The sequence below is a fragment of the Nonomuraea sp. NPDC004702 genome, from assembly GCF_053601695.1.
In genome coordinates this window covers 22,585-46,432 of the sequence record NZ_JBSGCE010000062.1, presented here as the reverse complement: position 1 = coordinate 46,432, position 23,848 = coordinate 22,585, and the positions used below count along the sequence as shown (strand labels likewise).

Here is a 23,848-nt window from a genome sequence, read left to right as displayed (position 1 = left end):
TGCGGCTTCTTCGGCTAGATGTCCCCCTGATGCACTAGGGGGAGATCAAATGTCCGACATGCCGTTCAGGTCGTTCTTCGGGGGAGATCCGTTCAGGGGGTTCGAGGAGCTCACCGGGCGGGTGTTCGGCGGGATGGAAGGCTGGCCGCCGTCGCGTCCCAGCGTGCAGCGGGTCGACGTGGGCAAGCTGCTCAGCGCCTCGGCCAGGGAGGTGCTCAGCCGGGCCCTGGAGGTCGCCGGGCAGCGCGGCGCGCAGGACATGGACGTCCTCGACGTCCTCGACGCGCTGACCGAGTCCGACGCCACTCGCCCGCTGATGCAGGCGGCGGGCGTCGACCTCGGCAGGCTGCGCGACCGCATCGACGCCCTGGCCGGACCCGGCACCGGCGCCGAGCCGCCCACCACGCTCACCCCGGCGGCCAAACGCGCCGTCCTGGACGCCCAGCGCATCTCCCGCGCCCTCCAGTCCTCCTACATCGGCCCCGAGCACCTGCTGCTCGCCCTGGCCGCCAACCCCGACTCCGCGGCCGCCCGGCTGCTCCAGGAGCAGGGCGTCTCGGCCAACGAGCTGCAGCAGGCCATCATGTCCGGCGCGTCCCGCCAGCAGCACGGCGACGGGCGGCGGCCCACGGACACCCCCGCGCTCGACGAGTACGGCCGCGACCTGACCGAGGAGGCCAGGCAGGGCAGGATCGACCCGGTCGTCGGCCGCGAGGACGAGATCGAGCAGGCCATCGAGGTGCTCTCGCGGCGCACCAAGAACAACCCGTGCCTGATCGGCGAGCCCGGCGTCGGCAAGACCGCCATCGTCGAGGGCATCGCCCAGCGCATCGTCAACGGCAGCGTGCCCGACACGCTCAAGGACCGCCGCGTCGTCGCGCTCGACCTGACCGGCATGGTCGCCGGGTCGAAGTACCGGGGCGAGTTCGAGGAGCGCATCAAGAAGGTCATCGACGAGGTGCGCGCGCACGCCGACGAGACCATCGTCTTCATCGACGAGGTGCACACCCTGGTCGGCGCCGGCTCGGCCGAGGGCGGCATGGACGCGGCCAACATCCTCAAGCCCGCCCTGGCCCGCGGCGAGCTGCACGTCATCGCCGCCACCACCATCGACGAGTACCGCAAGAACATCGAGAAGGACGCCGCGCTCGAACGCCGTTTCCAGCCCATCCTGGTCAGCGAGCCCACCGTCGAGCAGACGGTCGAGATCCTGGCCGGGCTGCGCGACGCCTACGAGGCCCACCACCAGGTCCGCATCACCGACGAGGCCCTGGACGCCGCCGCCAACCTCTCGGCCCGCTACATCTCCGACCGTTTCCTGCCCGACAAGGCCATCGACCTGATGGACCAGGCCTCGGCCCGGGTCCGGCTGCGCTCGCGCACCCCCGGCAGCGACGTGCGCGAGCTGGAGGAACGCCTCGACGCCCTGCGCCGCGACAAGGACCAGGCGGTCACCTCCGACGACTTCGACCGGGCCAAGGAGCTCACCGTCCAGATCGACAAGCTCCGTCCCGAACTGGACCGCGCCCGGCAGGGGCACGACACCGTCCCGCAGGTCATGGTGGAGGACATCGCCGAGGTCGTCTCCCGGCGTACCGGCATCCCCGTCACCCAGCTCACCGAGCAGGAGCGCGAGCGGCTGATGCGGCTGGAGGAGCACCTGCACGAGCGGGTCATCGGCCAGGACGAGGCCGTCACCGCCATCGCCGAGGCCGTGCGCAGGGCCAGGGCGGGCCTGTCGGACCCCAACCGGCCCATCGGCAGCTTCCTGTTCCTCGGCCCGACCGGCGTCGGCAAGACCGAGCTGGCCAGGGCGCTGGCCGCCGCGCTGTTCGGCGGCGAGGACCACATGGTGCGCATCGACATGAGCGAGTTCCAGGAGCGGCACACCGTCTCCCGCCTGATCGGCGCGCCGCCCGGGTACGTCGGCTACGAGGAGGCCGGCCAGCTCACCGAGGCCGTCCGCCGCCGCCCGCACGGCGTCATCCTGCTCGACGAGATCGAGAAGGCCCACCCCGACGTCATGAACATCCTGCTCCAGATGCTCGACGACGGCCGCCTGACCGACGGCCAGGGCCGCACGGTCGACTTCACCAACACCATCGTCATCATGACCAGCAACATCGGCGCCCAGCTCATCCTGGACGCCGAGGGCGACACCCCGCGCCTGCAGGACGAGCTCATGGACCTGCTGCGCCACTCCCTGCGCCCCGAACTGCTCAACCGCATCGACGAGGTGATCGTCTTCAAGCGGCTGGAACGCCAGCAGCTGCGCCAGATCGTGGACCTGCTGCTGGAGCGCACCCGGCAGCGGCTGCGCGGCCAGAACGTCACCCTGGAGGTCAGCGACGAGGCCAAGGACTGGCTGGCCCGGCGCGGCTACCAGCCCGAGTTCGGCGCCCGCCCGCTGCGCCGGACCGTGCAGCGGGAACTGGACAACCGCCTGTCCACGATGCTGCTGACCGGCGAGGTGGCCGAGGGCGGCAAGGTCACCGTGGACGTCGAGGACGACCGGCTCCGGCTCAGGGCCCACAACCCCGAGCCGGTCGGCTGACCGGTCAGCGCCGCGGCAGCCGGGCGCGCTCCCGGCACTCCTCCAGGGTGAGGGCCGCCAGCGCCTCGCGGACGACGGGCACGCACACGGGGGCCATCGACAGGCTGGACACCCCGAGCCCCACCAGCAGCGGCGCGACCGCCGGGTCGCCGGCGGCCTCGCCGCACACCCCGACCGGCTTGCCCGCCCGCAGCCCGGCCTCGGCGCACATGCCGACCAGCCGCAGCAGGGCGGGCTGGGCCGGGTCGAGCAGGTCGGACAGGCCGGGATGCTGCCGGTCGGCGGCGAAGGTGTACTGGGCCAGGTCGTTGGTGCCGACGCTGAGGAAGTCCACCTCGGCCAGCAGCTCGTCGGCCTGGAGGGCGGCGGCGGGCACCTCGACCATCACGCCCGCGCGGGCGAGGCCGCGGGCGCGCACGCGGCGGGCGAAGTCGGCGGCCTCGCCCGCGGTGGTCACCATCGGGGCCATCACCCGCACGTCGGCGCCCGTGGCGCGGGCGGCCGCGGCGATGGCGTCGAGCTGGGCGTCCAGGACGCCGGGCAGCACGCGGTCGACGCGCAGGCCGCGCACGCCCAGCGCCGGGTTGGGCTCGGCCGGCAGGCCGAGGAAGGGCAGCGGCTTGTCGGTGCCGGCGTCGAGCGTGCGCACGGTCACCGGCCCGCCCCCGGCGAACACCTCCGCGTACGCGGCGACCTGCTCCTCGTGGGAGGGCGGCAGCCTGCGGCCGAGGAACAGGAACTCGGTGCGGAACAGGCCCACGCCCTCCGCGCCCGGCCGCAGGTCCGCGGCCGAGCCGATGTTGTGCAGCAGCCTCACCGGGTGGCCGTCGGCCGTCCTGCCCGGCCCGGCGCTTGCGGCCAGCCGCTCGCGGTCGCGCCGGTCGGACTCCCGTACGCGGTCGGCCTCCTCGCCGGTGAGGCCGACCGTGACCTCGCCGGTGACGCCGTCCACGCCGACCACCGTCCCGTCGGGGACGTCCGTGACGCCCGCGCAGGCCACCACGGCGGGCAGGCCGCGGCCGCGGGCCAGGATCGCGGTGTGGCTGGTGGGCCCGCCGCGCTCGGTGACCAGCGCCAGCACCCGCGGGCCCAGGCCGACGGTGTCGGCGGGCGACAGGTCCGCGGCCACCAGCACGAACGGATGGCCGGGGTCGGGCACGCCCGGCATGGGCAGGCCCAGGGCGGCGGCCACCGCGCGGGACCTGAGGTCGTCGAGGTCGGCGGCCCGCTCGGCGAGGTAGCCGCCGAGTGCGGCCAGGGCCTCCTGGTGCGCGGAGAAGGCGGCGTCCAGGGCGTGGGGGGCGTCCAGGCCGTCGTCGCGCACGTGCGCCTCGGCCTGCTCGCGCAGCTCCGGGTCGGCGGCCATCATGGCCAGCGCCTCCAGGATCTCGGCCCCTTCGGCGCCGGCGTGGGCGGCGCGGCGTTCCAGGTCGGCGGCGAGAGCGTCGAGGGCCTTCGCGGCGGCGGCCGTCTCGGCGCCGGGGTCGGTGACCCGGCGGGGGGCGGGCAGCACCGGCGGGGCCGCCATCCGCACCACGGGCCCGGCGGTGCGGCCCTGGCTGACCCCCACCCCCTTCAGCGTCGCCTCAGCCATCGAGCGCCTCACCGGCCCCGGTCGCAGCCCCTGACTCCGCCGCGGTCGCGCCGGGCGCGGGGACGGCGTCGAGGTCGCGGGACAGCAGGGCGGCCAGCGCGTCGAGCGCCTCCTCGGCCCCCGCGCCCTCGGCCTCCAGCGTCACCACCGTGCCCTGCGTCGCGCCGAGCGACAACACCCCCAGCATGCTGCCGGCCGGCACCGACCGCTCGCCGAGCCGCACCCGCACCGGCACCCCGAGCCGGGCCGCCTCCCGCACGAACACCTTCGCCGGACGCGCGTGCAGGCCGCCGGCGCTGGCCACGGCCACCGTTCGACTCGCCATCGCCAACCTCCTTCAGGGTTCTATCGTCACCTTGATCGCCTTGCCCGTGCTGACGAGGTCGATCCCGTCGAGCACCCGGGGCAGCGGCAGCCGGTGGGTGATCAGGTCGGACACCACGACGGCGCCCTCGGCCACCAGGCGCAGGGCCTCGGCGTTGTGCGCGGGGCTGGAGCCGTTCGCGCCCACGATGGTCAGCTCCCGGTAGTGGACCAGGTTGGCGTCGAGCGCGATGACCGGGTCGTCCTTCGGCAGCCCGCCGAAGAAGCTCACGCGGCCCTGCCGGGCGGCCATCCGGACCGCCTGCTCCTGGGCCGCGCCGGAGGCCGCCGCGGTGATCACGACGTCGGCGCCGCGGCCGCCGGTCAGCTTGAGCACCTGCCCGACGGCGTCGGAGTCGATCACCGCGTCGGGACGCACCAGCTCGGCCGCCATCGCCAGCCGGTCGGCGTTGACGTCCACCAGGAAGACCCGGGACGCGCCGCGCGCCCGCGCCAGCCGTACGTGCAGGCAGCCGATCGGGCCCGCGCCCATCACCACGACGTCGTCGCCCGCGCCCACCCCGGCCAGCGACTGGCCGTTGAGCACGCAGGCCAGCGGCTCGGCCACCGACGCCTCGGCGAACCCGACACCGTCCGGAACGGGGTTGACGCCGTTCACCGCCAGCACCTTGGCCGGGACGACCACGTACTCGGCGAAGCCGCCGTCGTAGTGGTAGCCCATCGACTCCTGGTGCGGGCAGACGGTCAGGCGGCCCCGGCGGCACTCCGCGCACGTCCCGCACGGGATGGCGGCGATCACCTGCACCCGCGCCCCGGTGCCCACGACCTCGCCGGCGATCTCATGGCCCATCACGCGCGGCGGCCTGATGTGGTGGTGGCCGTACCGGAAGATCTTGGCGTCGGTGCCGCAGGTCGAGCAGTTGCGCACCCGGATCTTCAGCTCGCCCGGCCCGGCCTGCGGCTCCGGCGCGTCCTCGATCCTGATGTCGCCCGGGGCGTGGAACCTGGCTACCTTCACGTCAGCTCCTTCAGCACCTGGCCCGGCTCCGTCGCCTCGCGCAACGCCCTGGCCCGGTCGGGGTCGAGCAGGATCTCGGCCAGCGCCGCCAGCAGCGGCACGTGCCCGTCGCCGGCGGCGGCGATGCCCACGCACAGCGTGACGCGCTCGCCGTCCCAGTCGATCCCGCCGGGGAAGCGCACGACGCAGATCGCGTCGCGCGTGACGTCCCGCTTGGAGGCGGCCGTGCCGTGCGGGACGGCCACCCCCTCGCCGACGTAGGTGGAGATCGTGCGCTCGCGTTCGAGCATCGCCTCGACGTACGGCTCCGCCACCGCCCCCACCTCCACCAGCACCCGCCCGCACCGGCGGACGGCCTCCTCCCGCGAGGCCGCGCTCTCGTGCAGCAGGATCGCCCGCGCGTCGAGCAGGTCCTCACGCATCGACGGCGCCGCCGTTCCTGATGGTGTTCACCAGCGCGGTCACCGCGGGGTCGCCGAGGAAGACCTGGAAGCACACCAGCGCCTTGCCCGGCGCGGCGGCCCTGGCCCGGGCGGCCAGCCCGGAGTGGCACACGACGACGTCGGCGTCGGCGGGGATGGAGTTCACCGGGGTGTGCTCGACGGTGACGCCGCTCTCCTTGAGCTGCTTGCGGAGCTGTGAGGCGAGCATGACGCTGCTGCCCATGCCCGCGTCGCAGGCCACGACGATCTTGTGGATGTCCTTGCTGTCGATGCCGGCCACGGCTCACGCCTCCTTGCTGACGGGTTCGGTCCTGACGGGTCGGGTGTTCGCGGGCTCGGGGCTCGCGGGTTCGGGCGCCGGCGGGTCCGCGACGGCGTCCTGCGGGCCGGGGACGTCCGGCGCCGGCTCCTTCTCGCCCCGGCCGAAGCCCAGCAGCACGGCGGCGACGGCGAACGACACGGCCGCGGCCACCGCGATCCCGGCGATCGAGCCGAGCCAGCCGCCGCGCGGCGTCACCGCGAGGTAGGCGAAGATGCTGCCGGGGGAGGGCGTGGCGACCAGGCCCGCGCCGGTGATCATGAAGGTGAACACGCCGGCCGCGCCGCCCGCGATGACGGCCAGGATGAGCCGCGGCTTCATCAGCACGTACGGGAAGTAGATCTCGTGGATGCCGCCGAAGAAGTGGATGATCATCGCGGCGGGCGTGCTCGGCCGCAGCGGACGCGGCCCGAACAGCAGGTACGCCACCAGCAATCCGAGCCCGGGGCCGGGGTTCGACTCCAGCATGAACAGGATCGACTTGCCCTGCCGCACCGCCTCGGCCACCCCCAGCGGCCCCAGCACGCCGTGGTTGACCGCGTTGTTCAGGAACAGCACCTTGGCCGGCTCGATCAGCACCGAGGCCACCGGCAGCAGGTTGTTGGTGATCAGCCACTCGACCGCCTGCCCCGCCGCGTCGGTGACCACCCGGACGACCGGCCCGATGCCCAGCACCCCGGCCACGGCCATCGCGGCGCCCACGATGCCGGCGGTGAAGTTGTCCACCAGCATCTCGAACCCGGCCCGGGTCCGCTGCTCAGTGAACTTGTCCACATATTTCAGGATCACGGCGGCGAGCGGGCCGACGATCATCGCGCCCAGGAACATCGGGATGTCCGAGCCCACGACCACGCCCATCGCCGCCACCGCGCCGACGACCGCGCCGCGCTGCCCATGGACCATGCGGCCGCCGGTGTAGGCGATGAGGATCGGCAGCAGGGCCTTGATGACCGGGTCGACCAGCGCGGCCAGCTCCTTGTCCGGCAGCCAGCCGGTGGGGATGAACAGCGCGGTGATCAGGCCCCAGGCGATGAACGCGCCGATGTTCGGCATGATCATCCCGGCCAGATGGCCGCCTAGACGCTGGATGGTGGCCTTGACTCCGGTGCCGTAGACCGGAGGGGTGTAACTGTCGGCCATGGACGTGCTCCTTCGGGGGGATGAGCAGTGGATCAGCCGTGCGGTGAGGGGGCGACCGGCTCCGGGACGGGCGGCGCGTGCGGGACGGTGAGCGGGCGGGCCGGGTCGGGGGCTCCCGTGCGCACCCCGGCGCGGTCGATGTCGGCGGGGCCGGGCATCCTGCTGCCGGGCAGCCGGACCGCCGCCGCGCCCCAGGCCAGCGCCTCGGCCAGGGCGGGGACGCCGTGCCCGCCCGCGGCCAGGAACCCGGCCAGCATGGCGTCGCCGGCGCCGACGGAGCTGCGCGGCCCGGTGACCGCGGCCTCGCCGTACCAGACGCCGTCGTCCTGGACGAGGACGGCGCCGTCGGCACCGAGGCTGGCCAGCACCGTGCGGGCGCCCGCGGCGCGCAGCCCGGCCGCCGCCTCGACCACGTCGCCGACCCGGCACAACGGCCGGCCGGTCACCGCGGCCAGCTCGTCGAGGTTGGGCTTGACCAGCGCAGGACCGGCCTCCAGCGCACGGGCGAGAGCCGGGCCGCTGGTGTCCACGGCGACGTGCAGCCCCGCGGCGGCGAAGCGGCGGCACAGCCTGGCGTAGACGTCGGCGGGCACCCCGGGCGGTAGGCTGCCCGAGGCCACCACCCAGTCCGCCTCCCGCGCCGCGGCCAGCACGGTCTCGGCGATCGTGTCGAGCTCGGCCGCCGACAACGCGGGCCCCGGCTCGTTGATCTTGGTGACCGTGCCGTCGGGCTCGGCGAGGGTGACGTTGGACCGGGTCGTGCCCGCCACGGGGACGGTGACCATGTCCAGGCCCTCGGCGGCCAGCAGGCGGACGAGCTGCGCGCCCTCGTCACCGGCGAAGGGCAGCACGGCGCGGGCGGCGACGCCGTTGGCCAGCAGCGCCCGCGAGACGTTGACGCCCTTGCCGCCCGGGTCGAGCCGGGCCCGCGCGGCCCGGATCACCGCGCCCCTGGCCAGGGCGGCGATCTCGATCGTGCGGTCGAGGCTCGGGTTGAGCGTCAACGTGAGGATCACGCGCGGATCACCTCCGGCCCGGCCGCGGCGACGTCGGCGGCCAGCGCCGGGTCGATCCCGGCGTCGGTGATCACCACGTCGATCTCGCCCAGCTCGGCGAACGTGGCCAGGTAGGTGTTGCCGAACTTGGTGTGGTCGGCCAGCAGCACGCTGCGCTGCGCGGCCCGGACCATGGCCCGCTTGATCGCCGCCTCGGCCGGGTCGGGCGTGGTCAGGCCCCGGGCGGGCGAGCAGCCGTTGGCGCCCATGAACGCGACGTCGACGTTGAGGTGGGCCAGCGGGCGCAGCGCCCAGTCGTCGACCGTGGCCAGCGTCTTGCCGCGCAGCCGCCCGCCCAGCACGATCACCTGGAGGTTGGCCCGCGAGGCCAGGACGGTGGCCAGCGGCGGCGAGTTGACGATCACGGTGAGCTCGCGGTCGGCGGGCAGCGCCTGGACCAGGCGGCCGGTGGTGGTGCCGGCGTCGATGATGACCGAGCCGTCCTCGGGCAGCTCGGCCAGGGCCGCCTTGGCGATGCGCTCCTTCTCCGCGGTCATCACCTCGTCGCGGGCGGCCAGCGCGGGCTCGAACCCCAGGCGCTCCACGGGGATCGCGCCGCCGTGCACCCGGCGCAGCACGCCCGCCCGCTCCAGCGCGGTCAGGTCGCGGCGGATCGTCTCGGTGGTCACGTCGAGCTCGGCGGCCAGCCGCACCACGTCCACGCGGCCCGCGTCCCGCGCTCTGCGGAGGATCTCCTGCTGCCGCTCCTCGGCGTACATGATGTTGGTTCACCGCCGTTTCTGTTTGGTTTCTCCTGTGTTTATACCCGCTTTCGTTGGACGGTCAAGGGGTGGACGACACAATCTGGTAGTTATAGGCGGGTGCGAATGAAGCCTCTGGCCGCCGCGGCGGCGGTCGTCCCCGTCGTCGCCCTGGCCACGCCGGCCCACGCCGCCGTCGCCCGCCCGATCCAGGTGCCGCCGGGCACCACGGCGGCCTGGGTGGTGTTCGACAGGAAGGCGGGCAAGATCGTCGCCGTCCGGAACGCCCACCGCAAGTTCCGCTCGGCGTCGGTCGTCAAGATCCTCATCGCGATCGACTACCTGGAGCGGCGCAAGAGCGTGCCCCCGGCCGACGCCCGGCTGCTGAAGATCATGCTGCGCTCCAGCGACGACGACGCCGCCTCGGCGTTCTGGGACCGCGACGGCAAGGGGCAGATCATCGTCCGGACCGCCCGCCGGCTCGGCCTGTCCGACACCACCCCGCCGCCCGCGTCCAAGCCCGGTTTCTGGGGCTACACCTCGCTCAGCGCGTACGACGTCGTCCGCACCTACCGCTACCTGCTCGACACCGCCGACGCCCGGGTGCGCGACCTCGTCCTCGGCCACCTGCGCGCCTCCACGCCGTGCGGCACCGACGGCTTCGACCAGACCTTCGGCATCCCGCGCGCGGTGCCGAGGCCGTGGGCGGTCAAGCAGGGCTGGTCGGGGTTCGGCGCGACGCCGCCCGGCACGTGCGACCCCAAGGCCCTGGCGGCGCCCGTCTCGTGGATCGCGCAGCGCGCGACCGGCTCGGGCGTGCCCGACTACGGCCGGCCCGTGCTGCACACGACGGGCCTGGCCGGCGCCGGCGACCGCCTGGTCATGGCGGTGCTCACCGCCCACCCGGCGGGCAGCGCGTGGAGCGGCTCGGTCAAACGCGTCACCGACCTGACGGCAGCCCTCCATCGCTCGGTGTCGTAGCCGCGGCGGAACGGGTCAGGGGCCGGTCTGGAGTTGCTGTTCCAGGCGGACCTTCTTGGGGACGCACATGCGCCACGCCTCCAGCACCAGCTCCCGCATCTCCGCCACGTCGAGGGCGTCCATGCGGGCGACCACCCAGTTGAAGCGCAGATCGGACTCGCCGGGCATGAGGAACTTGTCCGGCTCGGCCGCCACCAGGGCCTCGCGTTCCTCCTTCGGGAACCCGAAGCCCATCAGCGTCTCGTCCCGCGAGAACGCCACGTAGACGATCTTTCCGACGCGGAACTTGACGCGGTCCCGGATCAGGTGCTCGGACGAGCGCGGAAGGGTGCGCGCGAAGCGCCGGACGTCCTCGACGGTGATCACACAACCACGTTAGCGGTTGCCCTCCGCGGACGAGATGTCGGCGAGCGCGGAGTCCGGGTCGCGCTCCACCGCCAGGTCGCCCAGGCTCACGATGCCGACGGGACGGCCGTCCTCGACGACCGGAAGGCGGCGCACGGCGTGCGAGCGCATGATCTGCACGGCCTGGTCGATGCTCGTGTCGGGCCCGACCGCCTCGACCGACGGGCTGCACGCCTCCCTGACCGGCGTCTCCGGCCCCCGCTCGGCGGCCACCACCCGGATCGTGATGTCCCGGTCGGTGACGATGCCCTTCATGCGCCCGTTCTCGTTGACGATCACCGCGCCCGCGTCGTTGTCGCGCATGAGCGCCGCGGCGGCCGACACCGGCTGGTCGCACTCGACCGTCGCCGGGTGGGAAGTCATCACGTCTGCCACGGTCTCTGCCATGGGATCCTCCTGATTGCTCACGTCCCGGCCGCTTACTACCCGGGCCGGGGGAGAGCTCACAGGGCTTTGTCGGATCCCGGCGTCCGGCCATGCGTGTCCGGTACGTCCGCAGAGAAGCCCTTTACCGGGCCTCAGAGCGTCTTCGCCGCCAGGCGGATCTCCTCCAGCAGGATCGTCAGGTCGTCCTCGGTGGTGTCGGGATGCAGGAAGCAGGCCCGCAGCGCGTCCCGGCCGCCCAGGCGGGTGCCGGTGAGGAAGGCGTTGCCGCGGGCCTGGACCGCGCCCGGCAGGGCCCGGTTGAGCGCGTCGAGCCCGCCGGGTCCGGCCGTCGCGGGCGTGTGGCGGAAGGCCGTGATGGAGGTGGCGACCGGCGCGAGCAGCTCGAAGTCCGGGGCCTGCTCGACCATGGCGGCCAGCGTGCGCGCCAGGCCGCCGGTGTGCTCGACCAGGCGCGTGACGCCCTCCCTGCCCAGGTACGACAGCGTCGCCCAGGTCTTCAGCGCCCGGAACGGACGGGTCTGCTCGGGCCCGTACTCGGCGAACCAGCCCAGGTCGTCGGCGCTGTCGTCGATCAGGTACGACGGCACCAGGCTGAAGGCGGCCCGCGCGGCGGCCGGGTCGCGCAGCAGCGCGCAGCCGCAGCCGACCGGGACGCCGAGCCACTTGTGCGGGTCCAGGGCCAGCGAGTCGGCCCGGTCCAGCCCCACGTAGGCGGGCGCCGAGCGCGCGTCGAGCACGCCGAGCGCGCCGTAGGCGCCGTCCACGTGGAACCACAGCCCGTGCTCGGCGGCCACGTCGGCGATCGCGTCGAGCGGATCGACCGCGCCGGAGTTGACGGTGCCCGCGCTGCCCGCCACGCAGAACGGCCGCAGGCCCGCCGCCAGGTCGTCGGCGATCATCGTGCGCAGCGCGCCGACGTCCATGCGGAAGGAGGCGTCCACCGGCACCTTGCGGACGTTCCGGGCGCCGAGGCCGAGCAGCTGGGCCGCCTTGTGCAGGCAGCTGTGGCCCTCCTCGGTGACATACATGATCATGGGCGGGCGGCCGTGCAGGCCCTCCTCGCGGGCGTCCCAGCCGTCGGCGAGCGCGGCGTGCTGCCGGGCCGTGGCCAGGCAGACGATCGTGGCCATCGACGCGCCGCTGGTCAGCAGGCCGCCGCCGGGCGGGTGGGGGAAGCCGACCAGCTCGGCCAGCCAGCGCACCACCGTACGCTCCAGCAGCGGGCCCGCGTGGTCGCCGCCCGCGCAGCTCGGGTTGAGCGCGGCGGCCAGCGGCTCGACGAGCACGCCGGCGGGGGAGGGCGGCGAGTTCACCCAGCCGAAGAAGCGCGGATGCCCGTTGCCCATCGGGTACGGCAGCACATGGGCGCCCACGTCGTCGAGCAGCGCGTCGAGCGGACGTCCGGTGTCGGGCAGCGGCAGCTCGCCCAGCCAGGCGCGCTCGGCGGCGGGCACCGGCCGCCACACCGGCCCGGCCGGGACGCCCTCCAGGTGGGCGGCCGCGATCTCGGCAGCCCTGACGCCGGCGCGGCGCAGCTCATCCATGCGGGGATTCCCTCCAGGTCTCGTGGTGGCCGCCGCCACTCAGCTCCATGGCCAGGTAGAAGACGCAGTCGGCGGTCCCGTCGTTGGCGAAGGCGTGGCGGTGGTCGCCGGGGTAGGCGGCCGAGTCGCCGGCCGCCAGCTCGTACGGCCGGTCGTCGATCGTCAGGCGCAGCGTGCCGCGCTCGACGGCCAGGTACTCGCGCGAGCCCGGGGCGTGCGGGGCGAACTCGCCCGCGTCCACGCCGGGGCCGATCGTGGTCCGCATGAACTCGAACTCCACGTCGGCCAGCACCGGCGACAACACCCGCCGTTCCCAGCCGGACGGGTCGCGCAACACCCGCTGCCGGTCGTGCCGCAGCACGCGCACGTCCTCGCGCGCCGGTTCGTCGAGCAGCCGGGAGATCGACGTGCCGAGGGCCGTGGCCAGCCGGTCGAGCACCAGCACGGTCGGCGACTTCGCGCCGCGCTCGACGTCGGAGACCATGCTCCGGCTGATGCCGCTCAGCTCGGCCAGGCGCTCGACGGACAACCCGCGCCCGCGCCGCTCGGCGCGGATGCGCCCGCCCAGCTCGGCCAGGGACAGCCCGCTGGACAGTACGCCTTCACCTTGCATTCCTCCACTATAGCGGAGAGATGTCCTCTTTAGCGGCCTTGGTCTGCTCGTAGGCTGCCAACACCTGCTTGCGGCGTTTGGCCGGCAGGCGGTCGATGTACAGGTAACCGTCGAGGTGGTCGGTCTCGTGCTGGAGGCAGCGGGCCAGCAGGCCGGTGCCCTCGACCGTGACCGGCCGCCCCTCGGCGTCGAAGCCGTGGACGGTGGCGTGGTCGGGCCGGGGCAGCGGGGCGAACTGGCCGGGCACCGACAGGCAGCCCTCGTCGTCGGGGTCGAGGCGGCGCTCGCCGAGGCCGGGCAGCTCCAGGGCCGGGTTGACCACGACGCCCTTGTGGCCGACGCCCTCGGCGTCGGGGCAGTCGTAGACGAACACGCGCAGCGGCACGCCGATCTGGTTGGCGGCCAGGCCCACGCCCTCGGCCGCGTACATGCTCGCGAACATGTCGTCGACCAGCGCCGCCAGCTCGCCGTCGAACCGGGTGACCGGCTCGCACGGATTGTGCAGCACCGGATCGCCCACGTGCACGATCGGCCGGACCTCTCCCACGACCACGCCTTCCTTTTGCCAGGACATTGCCGCGACCAGTCTATGAGCGAGGCCGGACGCACGACGCCGTCTCATATAGAAAGACACATCCTCTCGAAAGATGAGACTCGCGCTAGGGTCGGAGCACACATCGTCGTGAAGGAGTCTTTCGATGGACGCCGTCTACACCCATGGGCACCACGAGTCCGTCCTGCGCTCGCACCGGTGGCGCACGGCCGAGAACTCGGCCGCGTACCTGCTGCCGCACCTGCGGCCCGCGATGAAGGTCCTCGACGTGGGCAGCGGGCCAGGCACGATCACCGCGGACCTGGCCGCGCTGGTGGCCCACGTGACGGCGTCGGAGGTGACCGAGGACGCGCTGGCGCTGGCCAGGGCCGAGATCGGCGCGCGCGGGCTGGGCAACGTGGACTTCGCCGTCGCCGACGCGCACGCGCTCGACTTCCCCGACGACACCTTCTGCCTGGTCCACGCCCACCAGGTGCTCCAGCACGTGGGCGACCCGGTGCGGGCGCTGCGCGAGATGCGCCGGGTGACCAAGCCCGGCGGGTACGTCGCGGCCAGGGACAGCGACTACTCGGCCTTCGCCTGGTACCCGCGCCTGCCCGCGCTGGACGACTGGATGGCCCTCTACCAGCGCCTCGCCCGCGCGAACGGCGGCGAGCCGGACGCCGGGCGGCGCCTGCTGTCCTGGGCCCGCGCCGCCGGCTTCCAGGAGGTCACCGCCACCTCCTCCACCTGGTGCTTCGCCACCCCCGAGGACCGCGCGTGGTGGGGCGGCATGTGGGCCGACCGCGTCCGGCGGTCGGCGCTGGCCGAGCAGGCGCTCGCCACGGGCGCGGCCACCGAGTCCGACCTGGAGCGCATGGCCGCCGGCTGGCTGGAATGGGCCGCCGCCGCCGACGACGCCTGGCTCTCGGTCCTGCACGGCGAGATCATCTGCCGCCCCTGACCCGGCGGGCGGGTGGCGGGCTGCTCCTGATCTGCCGGGCGGGTGGTGCTGCTCAGAGGCCGAGGGTGCGGGTGCGTTGCCACTGGGGGTCGCGGTAGAGCACCTGGTCGGTGCCCAGCAGCTCGTCGGGGGCCGACAGCATGGCGACCTCGCCCGCCGCCTGGAGCTGGAGCAGCAGGTCTCGCACCCGCGGCCCCACCGGCAGCCGCCCGGCGGGCAGCCCGAACCCGGCCCGCACCGTGTCGGCGATCTCCGACAGATGGAACGGCCCGTCGAACCCCGCCACGATGCCGCGCACCACGGTCATCGTGATCAGCTCCTCGGCCTCGGTGTGGGCGAGCTGCCAGGTGATCTGCTCCTTGCGGCCTCCGGTCGCCGCGCAGACCGTGCACCCGCGCGTCAGGTCGGGGGCCAGCTGCTCCACCGCCGAGCCGAGACAGGCCGAGCACCGGCCGTTCTCGGCGGCGTGCAGCTCGGCCGCCATCCGCCCGGCCAGCACCGCGCCGCAGTCGCAGCCGAAGCCGTCGCCCAGGATGCCGCTCTGCGGGGAGATCGTATGCTTCGTCATCAAGCCGACTTTACCGGCCCCGCCCGCCGCACCCGCGGCCCCGCCCGCCGCACCCGCGGGCCTGCGTCCCCGCAGTCGTGCCCGGCAGTCCTCTCCGCAGAGCCGTGTCCCCGCAGAGTCGTGCCTCCGGCAGGCGTGTCCCGTCAGGTGCGGATGTCGGCGAGGCCGCGCAGGCGGCGCAGGGCCTTGCGGGCCGCGGCCGTGACGCGCTCGTCCGGGTGGTGGTCGATGACGACCCGCAGGACCCGTCCCGTCCACGGGTGGTCGCCGAAGGCGAGGATCGCGATCGTGCCCGCCTGCTCCTCCGCGTCCATCCCCATGGCGATCGAGTCGATCACCTCGCCCGCCTCGCCGCCGCCGAACTCCAGCAGCGCCGCCGCCATGTCCACCAGCACCCAGGCGATCTCGTCGGGGGTGGGCCGCCGTTCCTCGCGGCCCGTCCTGGCCGCGACCACCGCGCCCAGCCGGGGCTCCTCCAGCAGGCCGCGCAGCGCCCGGCGGCCCTCCTCGCCGAGGCTCGACTCCAGCAGCTCCACGCCGACCGCCCGGCTCAGCGGGCTCACTCCCGCCAGCGCCCCGGCGATCTCGGCGGCGGCCGGCTCGCGGTCGCGGCCGGCCAGCCAGCCCGCCAGCTCCTCGCTCCGCTCGGCCTCGGGGTAGGAACGCAGGCCGTGCAGCAGCGTGGCGGCGTCGGCGCCGGCCAGCGTCCCCATGACGGGGATCTCCTGCCCGGCGGTCTCGGCGATGATCAGCCGCGCCACCCACAGCCCGAGCCAGCTCAGCGTGTACGGCTCCGCCTGCCGCACCAGCCCCAGGTCGGTCAGCGCCTGGGGCACCCGCCCGGCGACCGGCTCCCTGGACAGGAACATGCGGATGAGCTCCAGCAGCAGCCGCTCGTCGGCGGCCAGCCGCGCCCGGCACACCCGCGCCCACGCCTCCAGCACCCGCGCGTCGCCGGCACGCTCGTCCCCCTGCTCGTCCCCCTCCTCTGCTCCTCGCTCGGCCTGCGAGGCGTCGGGCAGGGCGGTCTGCGAGGCGTCGGGCGGGTCGAGCAGGGCCTTCAGCTCGCCCGCGAGCGGCGCGGCGCGGACCGCGGAGGCCAGGGTGGCGGCGTCGGGGAGCCGGATCGGCGGTTGCAGCGGCAGCGTGTCGTCGTCGTAGGACCTCACGGAGCCCATCCTGTCCTCATCCCTGTCCTCATCGTCGGCCGGATCGGAATCGTCCCGCCGGATCGCGAAACGCCGGAAACTGGACGCGGTCCAGCGTACTCACGTCGTCATCCGGCCACGAGGGGAAGATCACGTCCGGGGAAAACGGCGAGCGGGCGACGGCAAGCTGGGCTAGAGTGCTGCGAAATGTCGGGAGAAGGGAGGCACTGAGATGTTTGGCAGTGTAAGTGTGATTTTCATTTCTCGGAGGAACTGTGCTTTTCCGTCCCGCGGCCGAGGCTGACCTCGACCGCCTGCTCGGCTGCGTCGTCGACGAATCCATCAGCTGGGCCCATCCCGACCGGCTGCTCTCCTTCCTGGAGAGCCGCAACTACCGCTACGACCGCATCTGGCTCGCCGAGGAGAACGGCGAGATCCTGGCCCGCGCCGTCTGGTGGGGCTTCGCCGGCGAGGAGCGACCGCTCGCCCTCGACTGCGTCTACGTCCACCCCTCGGTCGAGGACCGTGTGGGGCTGGCCGCCGAGCTGCTGCGCCACGCGCACGCCGCGTTCGGCCGCACGCCGGAGTACCACGTCTTCGTCTCCAACGGCTGGCGCGAGGACCCGAAGGCGTCGGCGGCGATCGCCTGGCGCTGGGAGGCCGCCGGCCGTGCCGGGCTGACCGAGGAGCTGGAACGCCTGCGCTACGCCTGGACGCCCGGCTCGCCGGTGCCCGAGCCGTCCGACCGGCTGGTCTTCCGCGGCGATGACGACGACGAGGTGTTCGTGGACGCCTTCCGCCAGGTCGCCGAGGGCACCCTCGACTTCCACACCCGCCAGGCCCTGATGACCATGGACCCCGTGGAGCAGGCCCGCGAGGACGTCCGCGACAACCGCTCGATGCGGGGCGAGCGGTCCTGGTGGCGGCTGGCCTACGACAAGAGCGGCGACCTGGTCGGCGTCGCGCTGCCCTCCGCCAACGACGCCGGGCCCGTGGTCGGCTACCTCGGCGTGGTGCCCGCGCACCGGGGCCGCGGCTACGTCGACGAGCTGCTCGGCGAGATCACCCGCTTCCACGCCGAGCGCGGCGTGCCGGGCATCATGGCCGACACCGACGCGGGCAACGTCCCGATGGCGCGGGCGTTCGAACGCGCCGGGTACGAGAACGTCTCGGTCCGGCTCGTCCTGTCGGCCGACCCCGGCGCCGCCTGACCCCCTGTCCCGTCCCTGACCGGCCGCACCCCGTCAGGGACGGGACGCCAGGCGCGCCCGAACGGCCAGGTCGTGCAGGGCGTCGTCCGCGGTGGCCCGCTCGGGCAGCGCCGAGCCCTCGCGCGCCGCCTCCAGCGCGGCCGTCATCCGCGCCACGTCCTCGGCCACGCCCGCCACCTGCGGCGCCGCGCCGTGCTCGGCCTCCCGCTTGGCCGCCACCAGCTCCGGCAGGTACGGCGGCCCGTACGGCAGCAGCCGCGTCAGGTCGGCCTCCAGCTCCCCTGTGCGCATGAGGTGGGTGCCCGTCGCCAGCACGCGGAAGGTGTACAGCAGCGGCTTCAGCTCGCCCGTACGCCCGAACAACCGCCACTGCGTACGCGCGAACCCCAGGTAGTGGTGGGCGTGGTGCCGCGTCACGCATCCGGCCGCCAGCGCCACCAGCTCCTCGTGCACCGGCGAGGACGTCACCACCAGCGGCGACAGGAGCTGTTCGAGCACGTAGCCGTTGCGGCCGAGCAGCAGCCGGCAGAACTTGACCAGGTCGTGCGTGACCAGGTCCACCTCGACGCCCTCGCGCGTCCACGTCCGGTCCAGCGTCTGCGGCCCGGTGCGCAGCCCGGCCACCTCCTCGACCGGCAGCACGTGCACGCCACGCAGGTCCACGTCGGAGTCCACGGACGGGAACCCGTACAGATGGGCGCCGCTCACCGTGGCGAAGGCCACCGGGTACGGCTGCTCGCCGGGGACCTCAGGCAGCCACGACGGCAGCCCGGACGGCAGCGTGTTCACAGGTGCTCCTTCCGCACGCCCACCAGGAAGTCCTCCACGCGTTCGCGGTCCGGCCGCTCCGGCAGGACACAGGGCGCGGCGGCCAGCTCCGCCGCCAGCGCGGCCCGCCAGGCGTCCACCTCGGCCCACGGGACCTCGCCGCGCCGGACCGCCAGCAGCCGGTCGCGGTGCGCCCCGACCTTGACCAGCGGCTCGCCGTGCCGCATCAGGTGCAGGCCGCTGAGCAGCAGCCGCAGCATGTGCATGGCCTGCTTCCACTTGGGCGCCGCCGGGTCGAGCCGCCGGAACTGGTCGACGGCGTACCCGGCGAACGTCTGCCGCGCCCGCCGCGACACGAACGCCCCGCGCAGCTCGCGCAGCCGCCGCCCGGCCGGGGTCTCCACCTCCACGATCGGCGACCACAGGCACTCCAGCACCGTCGGGTTGGCCTCCAGCGCCAGCACGCAGAAGCGCTCCACCTCCCACGAGAACTGCTCGGGCAGCGGCCCGTCGCGGTGCGTGGGCGGCTTGGACAGCCGCCAGAAGTCCGCGGTGGGGGCCACGAACACGCCGCGCCGGTCGGTGTCGGACGCCACGGTCTCCAGCCCGTACGCCCGCGAGCCCGTCACGACGGACAGGATGAGATCGTCATTCATCCGGACACCCTCCCACGGGGCTTGCGTTCGGGGGCCGGCGGCTGGTCTGATCGAAAAGTGGGCGGCTATGACGAGGCTTACCGGCGGAGCATCCAGCGCCCGGAGGAGTTCTGGGCGCAGGCGGCGCGCGACATCGACTGGGACGTCGCGCCCGCCGTCGTCAGCGACGGGAGCCGGTGGTTCCCCGACGGACGGCTCAACACCTGCCACAACGCGCTCGACCGGCACGTCGCGGCCGGCCGCGGCGAGCAGGCGGCGCTGATATACGACAGCCCGGTCACCGGCGCCGTCCGCACGATCACCTACGCCGAGCTGCTCGACGAGGTGGCGCGGACGGCGGGCATGCTGAAGGCGCTCGGCGTGACGGCCGGCGACACCGTCGTGATCTACATGCCGATGGTGCCCGAGGCGGTCGTCGCGATGCTGGCCTGCGCGCGGCTCGGCGCGGTGCACTCGGTGGTGTTCGGCGGCTTCGCGGCCAGGGAGCTGGCCCTGCGCATCGAGCACGCCGAGCCCAAGGTCGTGCTCGCGGCCTCCTGCGGCATCGAGCCGGCCCGGGTCGTGGCCTACAAGCCGCTGCTCGACGCCGCCCTCGACCAGGCCGCCCACCGGCCCGCCCACTGCGTGATCCTGCAGCGCCCGCAGGGCCCCGCCGAGCTGACGCCGGGCCGCGACCTCGACTGGCACGAGTCCGTGCGCGCCGCCGAGCCCGCCGGGTGCGTCAGCGTGGCCGCCACCGACCCGCTCTACGTGCTCTACACCTCCGGCACCACCGGCCTGCCCAAGGGCGTGGTGCGCGACAACGGCGGCCACGCGGTCGCCCTGCGCTGGAGCATGACCAACGTCTACGGCGCCGCCCCCGGCGAGGTCTTCTGGGCCGCCTCCGACGTCGGCTGGGTCGTCGGCCACTCCTACATCGTCTACGCGCCGCTGCTGACCGGCTGCACGACCGTCCTGTACGAGGGCAAGCCCGTCGGCACGCCCGACCCCGGCGCGTTCTGGCGGGTGACCGCCCAGCACGGCGTGCGCACGCTGTTCACCGCGCCCACCGCGATCAGGGCCATCAAGAAGGAAGATCCCACCGGCAATTTCGCGAAAAAATGGGACCTGTCCGGGCTGCGGCATCTCTTCCTCGCGGGTGAGCGCCTCGACCCCGACACCTACCACTGGGCGAGCGACCTGCTCGGCGTCCCCGTCATCGACCACTGGTGGCAGACCGAGACCGGCTGGCCCGTCGCGGCCAACTGCGTCGGCATCGAGACCCTGCCGATCAAGCCGGGCTCGCCGACGAAACCCGTCCCCGGCTACGACGTGCGCGTGCTCGACGCCGAGGGCCGCGAGTGCCCGCCCGGGGTGGAGGGCGCGGTCACCGTCCGGCTGCCGCTGCCGCCCGGCTGCCTGCCCACCCTCTACCGCGACGAGGAGCGCTTCCGGGCCTCCTACCTGTCCCGCTACCCCGGCCACTACCTGACCGGCGACGGCGGCCACATCGACGCCGACGGCTACCTCTACGTCATGGGCCGCATCGACGACGTGATCAACGTGGCCGGCCACCGCCTGTCCACGGGCGCGATGGAGGAGGTGATCGCCGCCCATCCCGACGTCGCCGAGTGCGCGGTGATCGGGGTGGCCGACGCGCTGAAGGGGCAGCTCCCGGTCGGGTTCGTGGTGCTCAAGTCCGGCTCCGACCGCGACCCGGCCGACGTCGAGCGCGAGCTGGCCGCCCTGGTGCGCGAGCGCGTCGGGCCGGTCGCCGCCTTCCGCCGGGCCGTGGTGGTCGCCCGGCTGCCCAAGACGCGCTCGGGCAAGATCCTGCGCGCCACGATGCGCGACATCGCCGACGGCCGGCCGTACGCCACGCCGTCCACCATCGAGGACCCCGGCGTGCTGCCGGAGATCGCCGACGCGGTGAAAGGCCCATAGCGGAGCGGGCGTCCGGGCAGCGCCGGGGGCGCTTCCCGGCGCATGATGGGACCTCCCGGTCCCGGAGAGAAGGCTGATGATCGAGACCCCGAGTTACGCCGACGCCCTGAGGGTGCTCGGCTGCAAGGAGGGCAGGCTCGTCAAGGTGGTCGGCTTCGCCGCGGCCGCCGCCCGCACGGGGTGGGCGCTGGCCGGGGGCGGGCTGCTCACCATGGGCCTGGCCGACCTGCGTTCCGACGTCGTGCGCTACGGCGAGGAGGTCATCCGCAGGATGCCCGAGCTGAAGGGCGGCGTGGACCGTTACACCCGCACCCAGCGCCTGGCCGCCGCGCACGCCGTGATCGTCGTCTCGGCCTGGTTCGAGGCGCTGGGGGAGGCCAAGCTGCCCTTCACCCTGGAGCAGCTCGACCGGGCCGACAAGATCTCGCACGGCGTGCCCACCCCCGAGCGCTTCGCCCGCCTGGTGGCCGGTCTGCTCATGGAACGCCTGCCCACCCCCGAGCCGCACGTGCCCTTCGCCGAGACCCGCCAGGCCGTCGAACGCGCCCACCTGCGCATGTCGGAGGCGATGGCCGGGTTCGTCGGCGGCCTCAGCGTGTGGGACGAGCTGCCCGTCGACGACCAGCTCCTGTTACCCCGGATGCTGGCCGAGGGCCCGCCCGCGCACGCCCTGCGCATCTACGACGAGGACTTCCGCTCGCTGTCCCTGGACAGCCACGAGTTCGGCGTGCGCAGCCTGGTCACCGACCGCCAGACGCCGGGCACCGGCCTGTCGCGGGTGGCCTGGCTGCTGGCCGAGCTGGCCCCGCCGCGGGTCGGCGACCGTCCCATGATCCATCGGGTCAGGATGGCGGCGAACGCGCTCGACCGTCCCCTGCTGGCCGCCGGCAAGCTGCCCGAGGACGTCTCGCTCCCGCTGCTCGGCGAGGGCTACCTCAGCCCGCGCTGCCGGGTCGCCGAGCTGACCCGCGAGTCCGACCCCTCCTCCGTGGGCTGGTGGCGGGACCAGCGCCTGCTGCCCGACGCCGAGGCGTTCCTCGTCGGCCACCTCACCTCGCTGCGCGCCACCCAGGCGCCCCTGCTGGTGCTCGGCGAGCCCGGCGCGGGCAAGTCCAAGCTGACCGAGGTGCTCGGCGCCCGCCTGGCCAGGTCGGAGTTCCTGCCGATCAGGGTGGAGCTGCCGCGCGTCTCGCCGCGCGCGCCGGTCGCCGAGCAGATCGAGCAGGCCGTCGCCGCCGTGCTGGAGGAGGAGGTCGCCTACGCCGACCTGGTGGCCGCGGGCGACGGCGCGCTGCCGGTGATCCTGCTCGACGGCTTCGACGAACTGCTGCAGGGCGGCGTCAACCGCTACGACTACCTCGGGCACCTGCAGGAGTTCCAGCGCCGCGAGGCCGCGCTGGGACGGCCCGTCGTGGTGATCGTGACCAGCCGGACCGTGGTGGCCGACCGCATCAGGTTCCCCGACGGGCTGCTGGCGCTGCAGCTCCAGCCGTTCGAGGACGACCAGGTGCGCCAGTGGCTCGACATCTGGGACCAGGCCAACCGCGCCCTGCTGGCCCGGCGCGACCTGAAGCCCCTGCCCGCGGCGACCGCGCTGGCCCAGGGCGAGATGGCCCGGCAGCCGCTGCTCCTGCTGCTGCTCGCGCTCTACGACGCCGGCGGCAATGCCCTGCAGCGCGAGCACCGCCCGATCGGCCGCGCCCGCCTGTACGAGGTGCTGCTGCGCGACTTCACCGAACGCGAGACCGCCACCCCGCAGCGGGTGGTGATCGACAGCGAGCTCGTCCTGCTCGGCACGGTCGCCCTGTCCATGCTCGCCCGCGGCCGGCAGGTCATCACCGAGGAGGACCTCGCCCGCGACCTGCCCGCCCTGTGCGAAGGCGGCGAGGACGAGCCCGACGAGCCGCGCCCGCCCGTCGACTGGGCCCGCCGGGCCACCGAGCGCTTCTTCTTCATCCGCCGCGACGGCCACTCCTTCCTCCACTCCACCTTCGGCGAGTTCCTGACGGCCTGGCTGACCGTGTACGCGCTGCGCGACCTCGACCGGCGCCGCCGCCTGGCCGGGGACGAGCCCCTGGCCCTGGCCCAGAGCGTGGACGACGACCTGCTGTACGCGGTCACGTCGTTCTCCTGCCTGGCCGAGCGCGGCCCGACGGTCGGGTTCATCCTGGAGCTGCTGGACGAGGTGCCGGCGGCCGTCCGCGCCCGGTGCGTGACCCACCTGGCCGGGCTGCTGCGCCGGTCCCTGTACGAGCGCCGCCGCCGCTGCTTCACCGGCTTCGAGCCGGTACGCCATCCCGTCACCCGCCGGCTGGCCGCCTACTCGGCCAACCTGGCGCTGCTCATCGTGGCCGCCTCGCCGGAGCCCGTGCCCGTCTCGCACCTCCTGGGCGGGCCCGACCCGCTGGGCCGCTGGGCGTCCTTCGGCCACCTGTGGAAGGGCCAGCTCGGGCACGAGGGCTGGACGGGCCTGGTCAACGCCCTGTCGGCGCACCGCGTCGCCGGGCGGGGCCAGGAGGAGGTGATCCTCGGCGGCGGCGAGGGCACCGCCATGGGCGACGCGATCGTCGCGGCCGCCACCGGTCACGCGCCCCGCCACCGCAGGCTGCTCGACCTGCTGATGCTGGCCGTGGGGGAGGGGCGCGCGCTGCGCTTCCACGACCGGGTGGCCGTTCTGCGGGAGCTGGTGGAGACGGCGGCCGTGCGGTCCCCGGCGGTGCACCGGGCGCTGGGCGCGTTGTGGCGCGAGGACGGCGCGGACCACGCCGAGCTGCGCCCGCTGCTCGGCCTGGTGCTGGCCGACCCGACCGAGCGCGTGGCGACCTGGGAGCAACTGGTCAAGGCGGGCGTGCCGGAGGAGGAACTCTGGCAGATTCGCCAGGGCGGCGACTGATCCACCGGCGGCGGCACGCCGGATGTCACGGCGCGGACCGGTCCACCGGCGGCCCCGTGAGGGTCGTCAGGGTGCGGACCGGTCCACTGGCGGCCCCGTGAGGGTCG

The 23,848-nt window shown here is 74.1% G+C and carries 23 protein-coding genes; 6 read left to right on the top strand and 17 right to left on the bottom strand.

The window, feature by feature from the left end:
* Positions 1 to 49: 49 nt before the first annotated feature.
* On the top strand, positions 50 to 2,554 hold the full coding sequence (locus tag ACWEJ6_RS43660; protein ID WP_452431384.1) for an ATP-dependent Clp protease ATP-binding subunit: 2,505 nt from the start codon (positions 50 to 52) through the stop codon (positions 2,552 to 2,554).
* 4 nt (positions 2,555 to 2,558) lie between these two features.
* Here the strand turns inward: ACWEJ6_RS43660 and ptsP are convergent, their stop codons facing one another.
* Genes ptsP through ACWEJ6_RS43620 form a run of 8 tightly spaced genes read right to left on the bottom strand, consistent with a single transcriptional unit; the run spans position 2,559 to position 9,166 of the window.
* On the bottom strand, positions 2,559 to 4,148 hold the full coding sequence (gene ptsP, locus ACWEJ6_RS43655; RefSeq protein ID WP_452431383.1) for a phosphoenolpyruvate--protein phosphotransferase: 1,590 nt from the start codon (positions 4,146 to 4,148) through the stop codon (positions 2,559 to 2,561).
* Positions 4,141 to 4,473 carry an HPr family phosphocarrier protein gene (locus ACWEJ6_RS43650; protein WP_452431382.1) on the bottom strand — a complete coding sequence of 111 codons (333 nt, stop codon included), beginning with the start codon at positions 4,471 to 4,473 and terminating at the stop codon, positions 4,141 to 4,143. Before ACWEJ6_RS43650 ends, ptsP begins: the two co-directional genes overlap by 8 nt.
* A gap of 12 nt (positions 4,474 to 4,485) precedes the next feature.
* A complete protein-coding gene (locus ACWEJ6_RS43645) occupies positions 4,486 to 5,490 on the bottom strand; it encodes a zinc-dependent dehydrogenase (RefSeq protein ID WP_452431381.1) in 1,005 nt (334 codons plus the stop codon).
* Positions 5,487 to 5,912 (bottom strand): PTS sugar transporter subunit IIA, encoded by a 426-nt coding sequence (locus tag ACWEJ6_RS43640; protein ID WP_358011434.1) that lies wholly within the window; start codon positions 5,910 to 5,912, stop codon positions 5,487 to 5,489. Before ACWEJ6_RS43640 ends, ACWEJ6_RS43645 begins: the two co-directional genes overlap by 4 nt.
* On the bottom strand, positions 5,905 to 6,213 hold the full coding sequence (locus ACWEJ6_RS43635) for a PTS lactose transporter subunit IIB (RefSeq protein WP_452431380.1): 309 nt from the start codon (positions 6,211 to 6,213) through the stop codon (positions 5,905 to 5,907). Before ACWEJ6_RS43635 ends, ACWEJ6_RS43640 begins: the two co-directional genes overlap by 8 nt.
* A 3-nt stretch (positions 6,214 to 6,216) precedes the next feature.
* Entirely contained in the window at positions 6,217 to 7,392 is a 1,176-nt protein-coding gene (gene mtlA / locus ACWEJ6_RS43630) for a mannitol-specific PTS transporter subunit IIC (protein ID WP_387669342.1), read from the bottom strand.
* A gap of 32 nt (positions 7,393 to 7,424) precedes the next feature.
* Entirely contained in the window at positions 7,425 to 8,408 is a 984-nt protein-coding gene (pfkB, locus tag ACWEJ6_RS43625) for a 1-phosphofructokinase (RefSeq protein WP_352350977.1), read from the bottom strand.
* Complete coding sequence (locus ACWEJ6_RS43620; RefSeq protein ID WP_352350975.1) at positions 8,405 to 9,166, bottom strand: DeoR/GlpR family DNA-binding transcription regulator; 762 nt, start codon at positions 9,164 to 9,166, stop codon at positions 8,405 to 8,407. The genes pfkB and ACWEJ6_RS43620 overlap by 4 nt, the downstream gene beginning before the upstream one ends.
* Before the next feature lie 108 nt (positions 9,167 to 9,274).
* Between ACWEJ6_RS43620 and ACWEJ6_RS43615 the strand changes: the two genes are divergently transcribed.
* Entirely contained in the window at positions 9,275 to 10,129 is an 855-nt protein-coding gene (locus tag ACWEJ6_RS43615; RefSeq protein WP_452431379.1) for a hypothetical protein, read from the top strand.
* A 15-nt stretch (positions 10,130 to 10,144) separates the two neighbouring features.
* Here the strand turns inward: ACWEJ6_RS43615 and ACWEJ6_RS43610 are convergent, their stop codons facing one another.
* The 5 genes from ACWEJ6_RS43610 to def all read right to left on the bottom strand — a co-directional run bounded on the left by ACWEJ6_RS43610 (position 10,145) and on the right by def (position 13,652).
* Positions 10,145 to 10,495, bottom strand: a complete 351-nt coding sequence (locus ACWEJ6_RS43610) for an MmcQ/YjbR family DNA-binding protein (RefSeq protein WP_452431378.1) — start codon at positions 10,493 to 10,495, stop codon at positions 10,145 to 10,147.
* Between the two features lie 9 nt (positions 10,496 to 10,504).
* Positions 10,505 to 10,921 (bottom strand): CBS domain-containing protein, encoded by a 417-nt coding sequence (locus tag ACWEJ6_RS43605; protein WP_358286410.1) that lies wholly within the window; start codon positions 10,919 to 10,921, stop codon positions 10,505 to 10,507.
* Positions 10,922 to 11,052: 131 nt separating this feature from the next.
* Positions 11,053 to 12,465 carry a pyridoxal phosphate-dependent decarboxylase family protein gene (locus ACWEJ6_RS43600; protein ID WP_452431377.1) on the bottom strand — a complete coding sequence of 471 codons (1,413 nt, stop codon included), beginning with the start codon at positions 12,463 to 12,465 and terminating at the stop codon, positions 11,053 to 11,055.
* Positions 12,458 to 13,078 (bottom strand): helix-turn-helix domain-containing protein, encoded by a 621-nt coding sequence (locus ACWEJ6_RS43595; protein WP_452431376.1) that lies wholly within the window; start codon positions 13,076 to 13,078, stop codon positions 12,458 to 12,460. Before ACWEJ6_RS43595 ends, ACWEJ6_RS43600 begins: the two co-directional genes overlap by 8 nt.
* Before the next feature lie 7 nt (positions 13,079 to 13,085).
* Positions 13,086 to 13,652 (bottom strand): peptide deformylase, encoded by a 567-nt coding sequence (gene def / locus ACWEJ6_RS43590; protein WP_452431375.1) that lies wholly within the window; start codon positions 13,650 to 13,652, stop codon positions 13,086 to 13,088.
* 124 nt (positions 13,653 to 13,776) lie between these two features.
* Here def and ACWEJ6_RS43585 point away from each other — a divergent pair, with 124 nt between their 5' ends.
* Complete coding sequence (locus ACWEJ6_RS43585; protein WP_452431374.1) at positions 13,777 to 14,574, top strand: class I SAM-dependent methyltransferase; 798 nt, start codon at positions 13,777 to 13,779, stop codon at positions 14,572 to 14,574.
* A gap of 52 nt (positions 14,575 to 14,626) precedes the next feature.
* Here ACWEJ6_RS43585 and ACWEJ6_RS43580 read toward each other — a convergent pair whose 3' ends face one another.
* Both ACWEJ6_RS43580 and ACWEJ6_RS43575 read right to left on the bottom strand, forming a co-directional pair.
* Positions 14,627 to 15,142 carry a hypothetical protein gene (locus tag ACWEJ6_RS43580; RefSeq protein ID WP_358286420.1) on the bottom strand — a complete coding sequence of 172 codons (516 nt, stop codon included), beginning with the start codon at positions 15,140 to 15,142 and terminating at the stop codon, positions 14,627 to 14,629.
* Between the two features lie 143 nt (positions 15,143 to 15,285).
* Entirely contained in the window at positions 15,286 to 16,311 is a 1,026-nt protein-coding gene (locus ACWEJ6_RS43575; protein ID WP_452431373.1) for a hypothetical protein, read from the bottom strand.
* Between the two features lie 254 nt (positions 16,312 to 16,565).
* Between ACWEJ6_RS43575 and ACWEJ6_RS43570 the strand changes: the two genes are divergently transcribed.
* A complete protein-coding gene (locus ACWEJ6_RS43570; RefSeq protein WP_452431372.1) occupies positions 16,566 to 17,501 on the top strand; it encodes a GNAT family N-acetyltransferase in 936 nt (311 codons plus the stop codon).
* A gap of 33 nt (positions 17,502 to 17,534) precedes the next feature.
* Here the strand turns inward: ACWEJ6_RS43570 and ACWEJ6_RS43565 are convergent, their stop codons facing one another.
* Both ACWEJ6_RS43565 and ACWEJ6_RS43560 read right to left on the bottom strand, forming a co-directional pair.
* Positions 17,535 to 18,290: a nucleotidyltransferase domain-containing protein gene (locus ACWEJ6_RS43565; protein WP_452431371.1), complete on the bottom strand. Its 756-nt coding sequence runs from the start codon at positions 18,288 to 18,290 to the stop codon at positions 17,535 to 17,537.
* Positions 18,287 to 18,925 carry a nucleotidyltransferase domain-containing protein gene (locus ACWEJ6_RS43560; protein ID WP_452431370.1) on the bottom strand — a complete coding sequence of 213 codons (639 nt, stop codon included), beginning with the start codon at positions 18,923 to 18,925 and terminating at the stop codon, positions 18,287 to 18,289. Before ACWEJ6_RS43560 ends, ACWEJ6_RS43565 begins: the two co-directional genes overlap by 4 nt.
* Before the next feature lie 57 nt (positions 18,926 to 18,982).
* Here ACWEJ6_RS43560 and ACWEJ6_RS43555 point away from each other — a divergent pair, with 57 nt between their 5' ends.
* Positions 18,983 to 20,848: a propionyl-CoA synthetase gene (locus ACWEJ6_RS43555; protein WP_452431369.1), complete on the top strand. Its 1,866-nt coding sequence runs from the start codon at positions 18,983 to 18,985 to the stop codon at positions 20,846 to 20,848.
* Between the two features lie 76 nt (positions 20,849 to 20,924).
* Entirely contained in the window at positions 20,925 to 23,741 is a 2,817-nt protein-coding gene (locus ACWEJ6_RS43550; RefSeq protein WP_452431368.1) for an NACHT domain-containing protein, read from the top strand.
* Positions 23,742 to 23,848 lie beyond the last annotated feature (107 nt).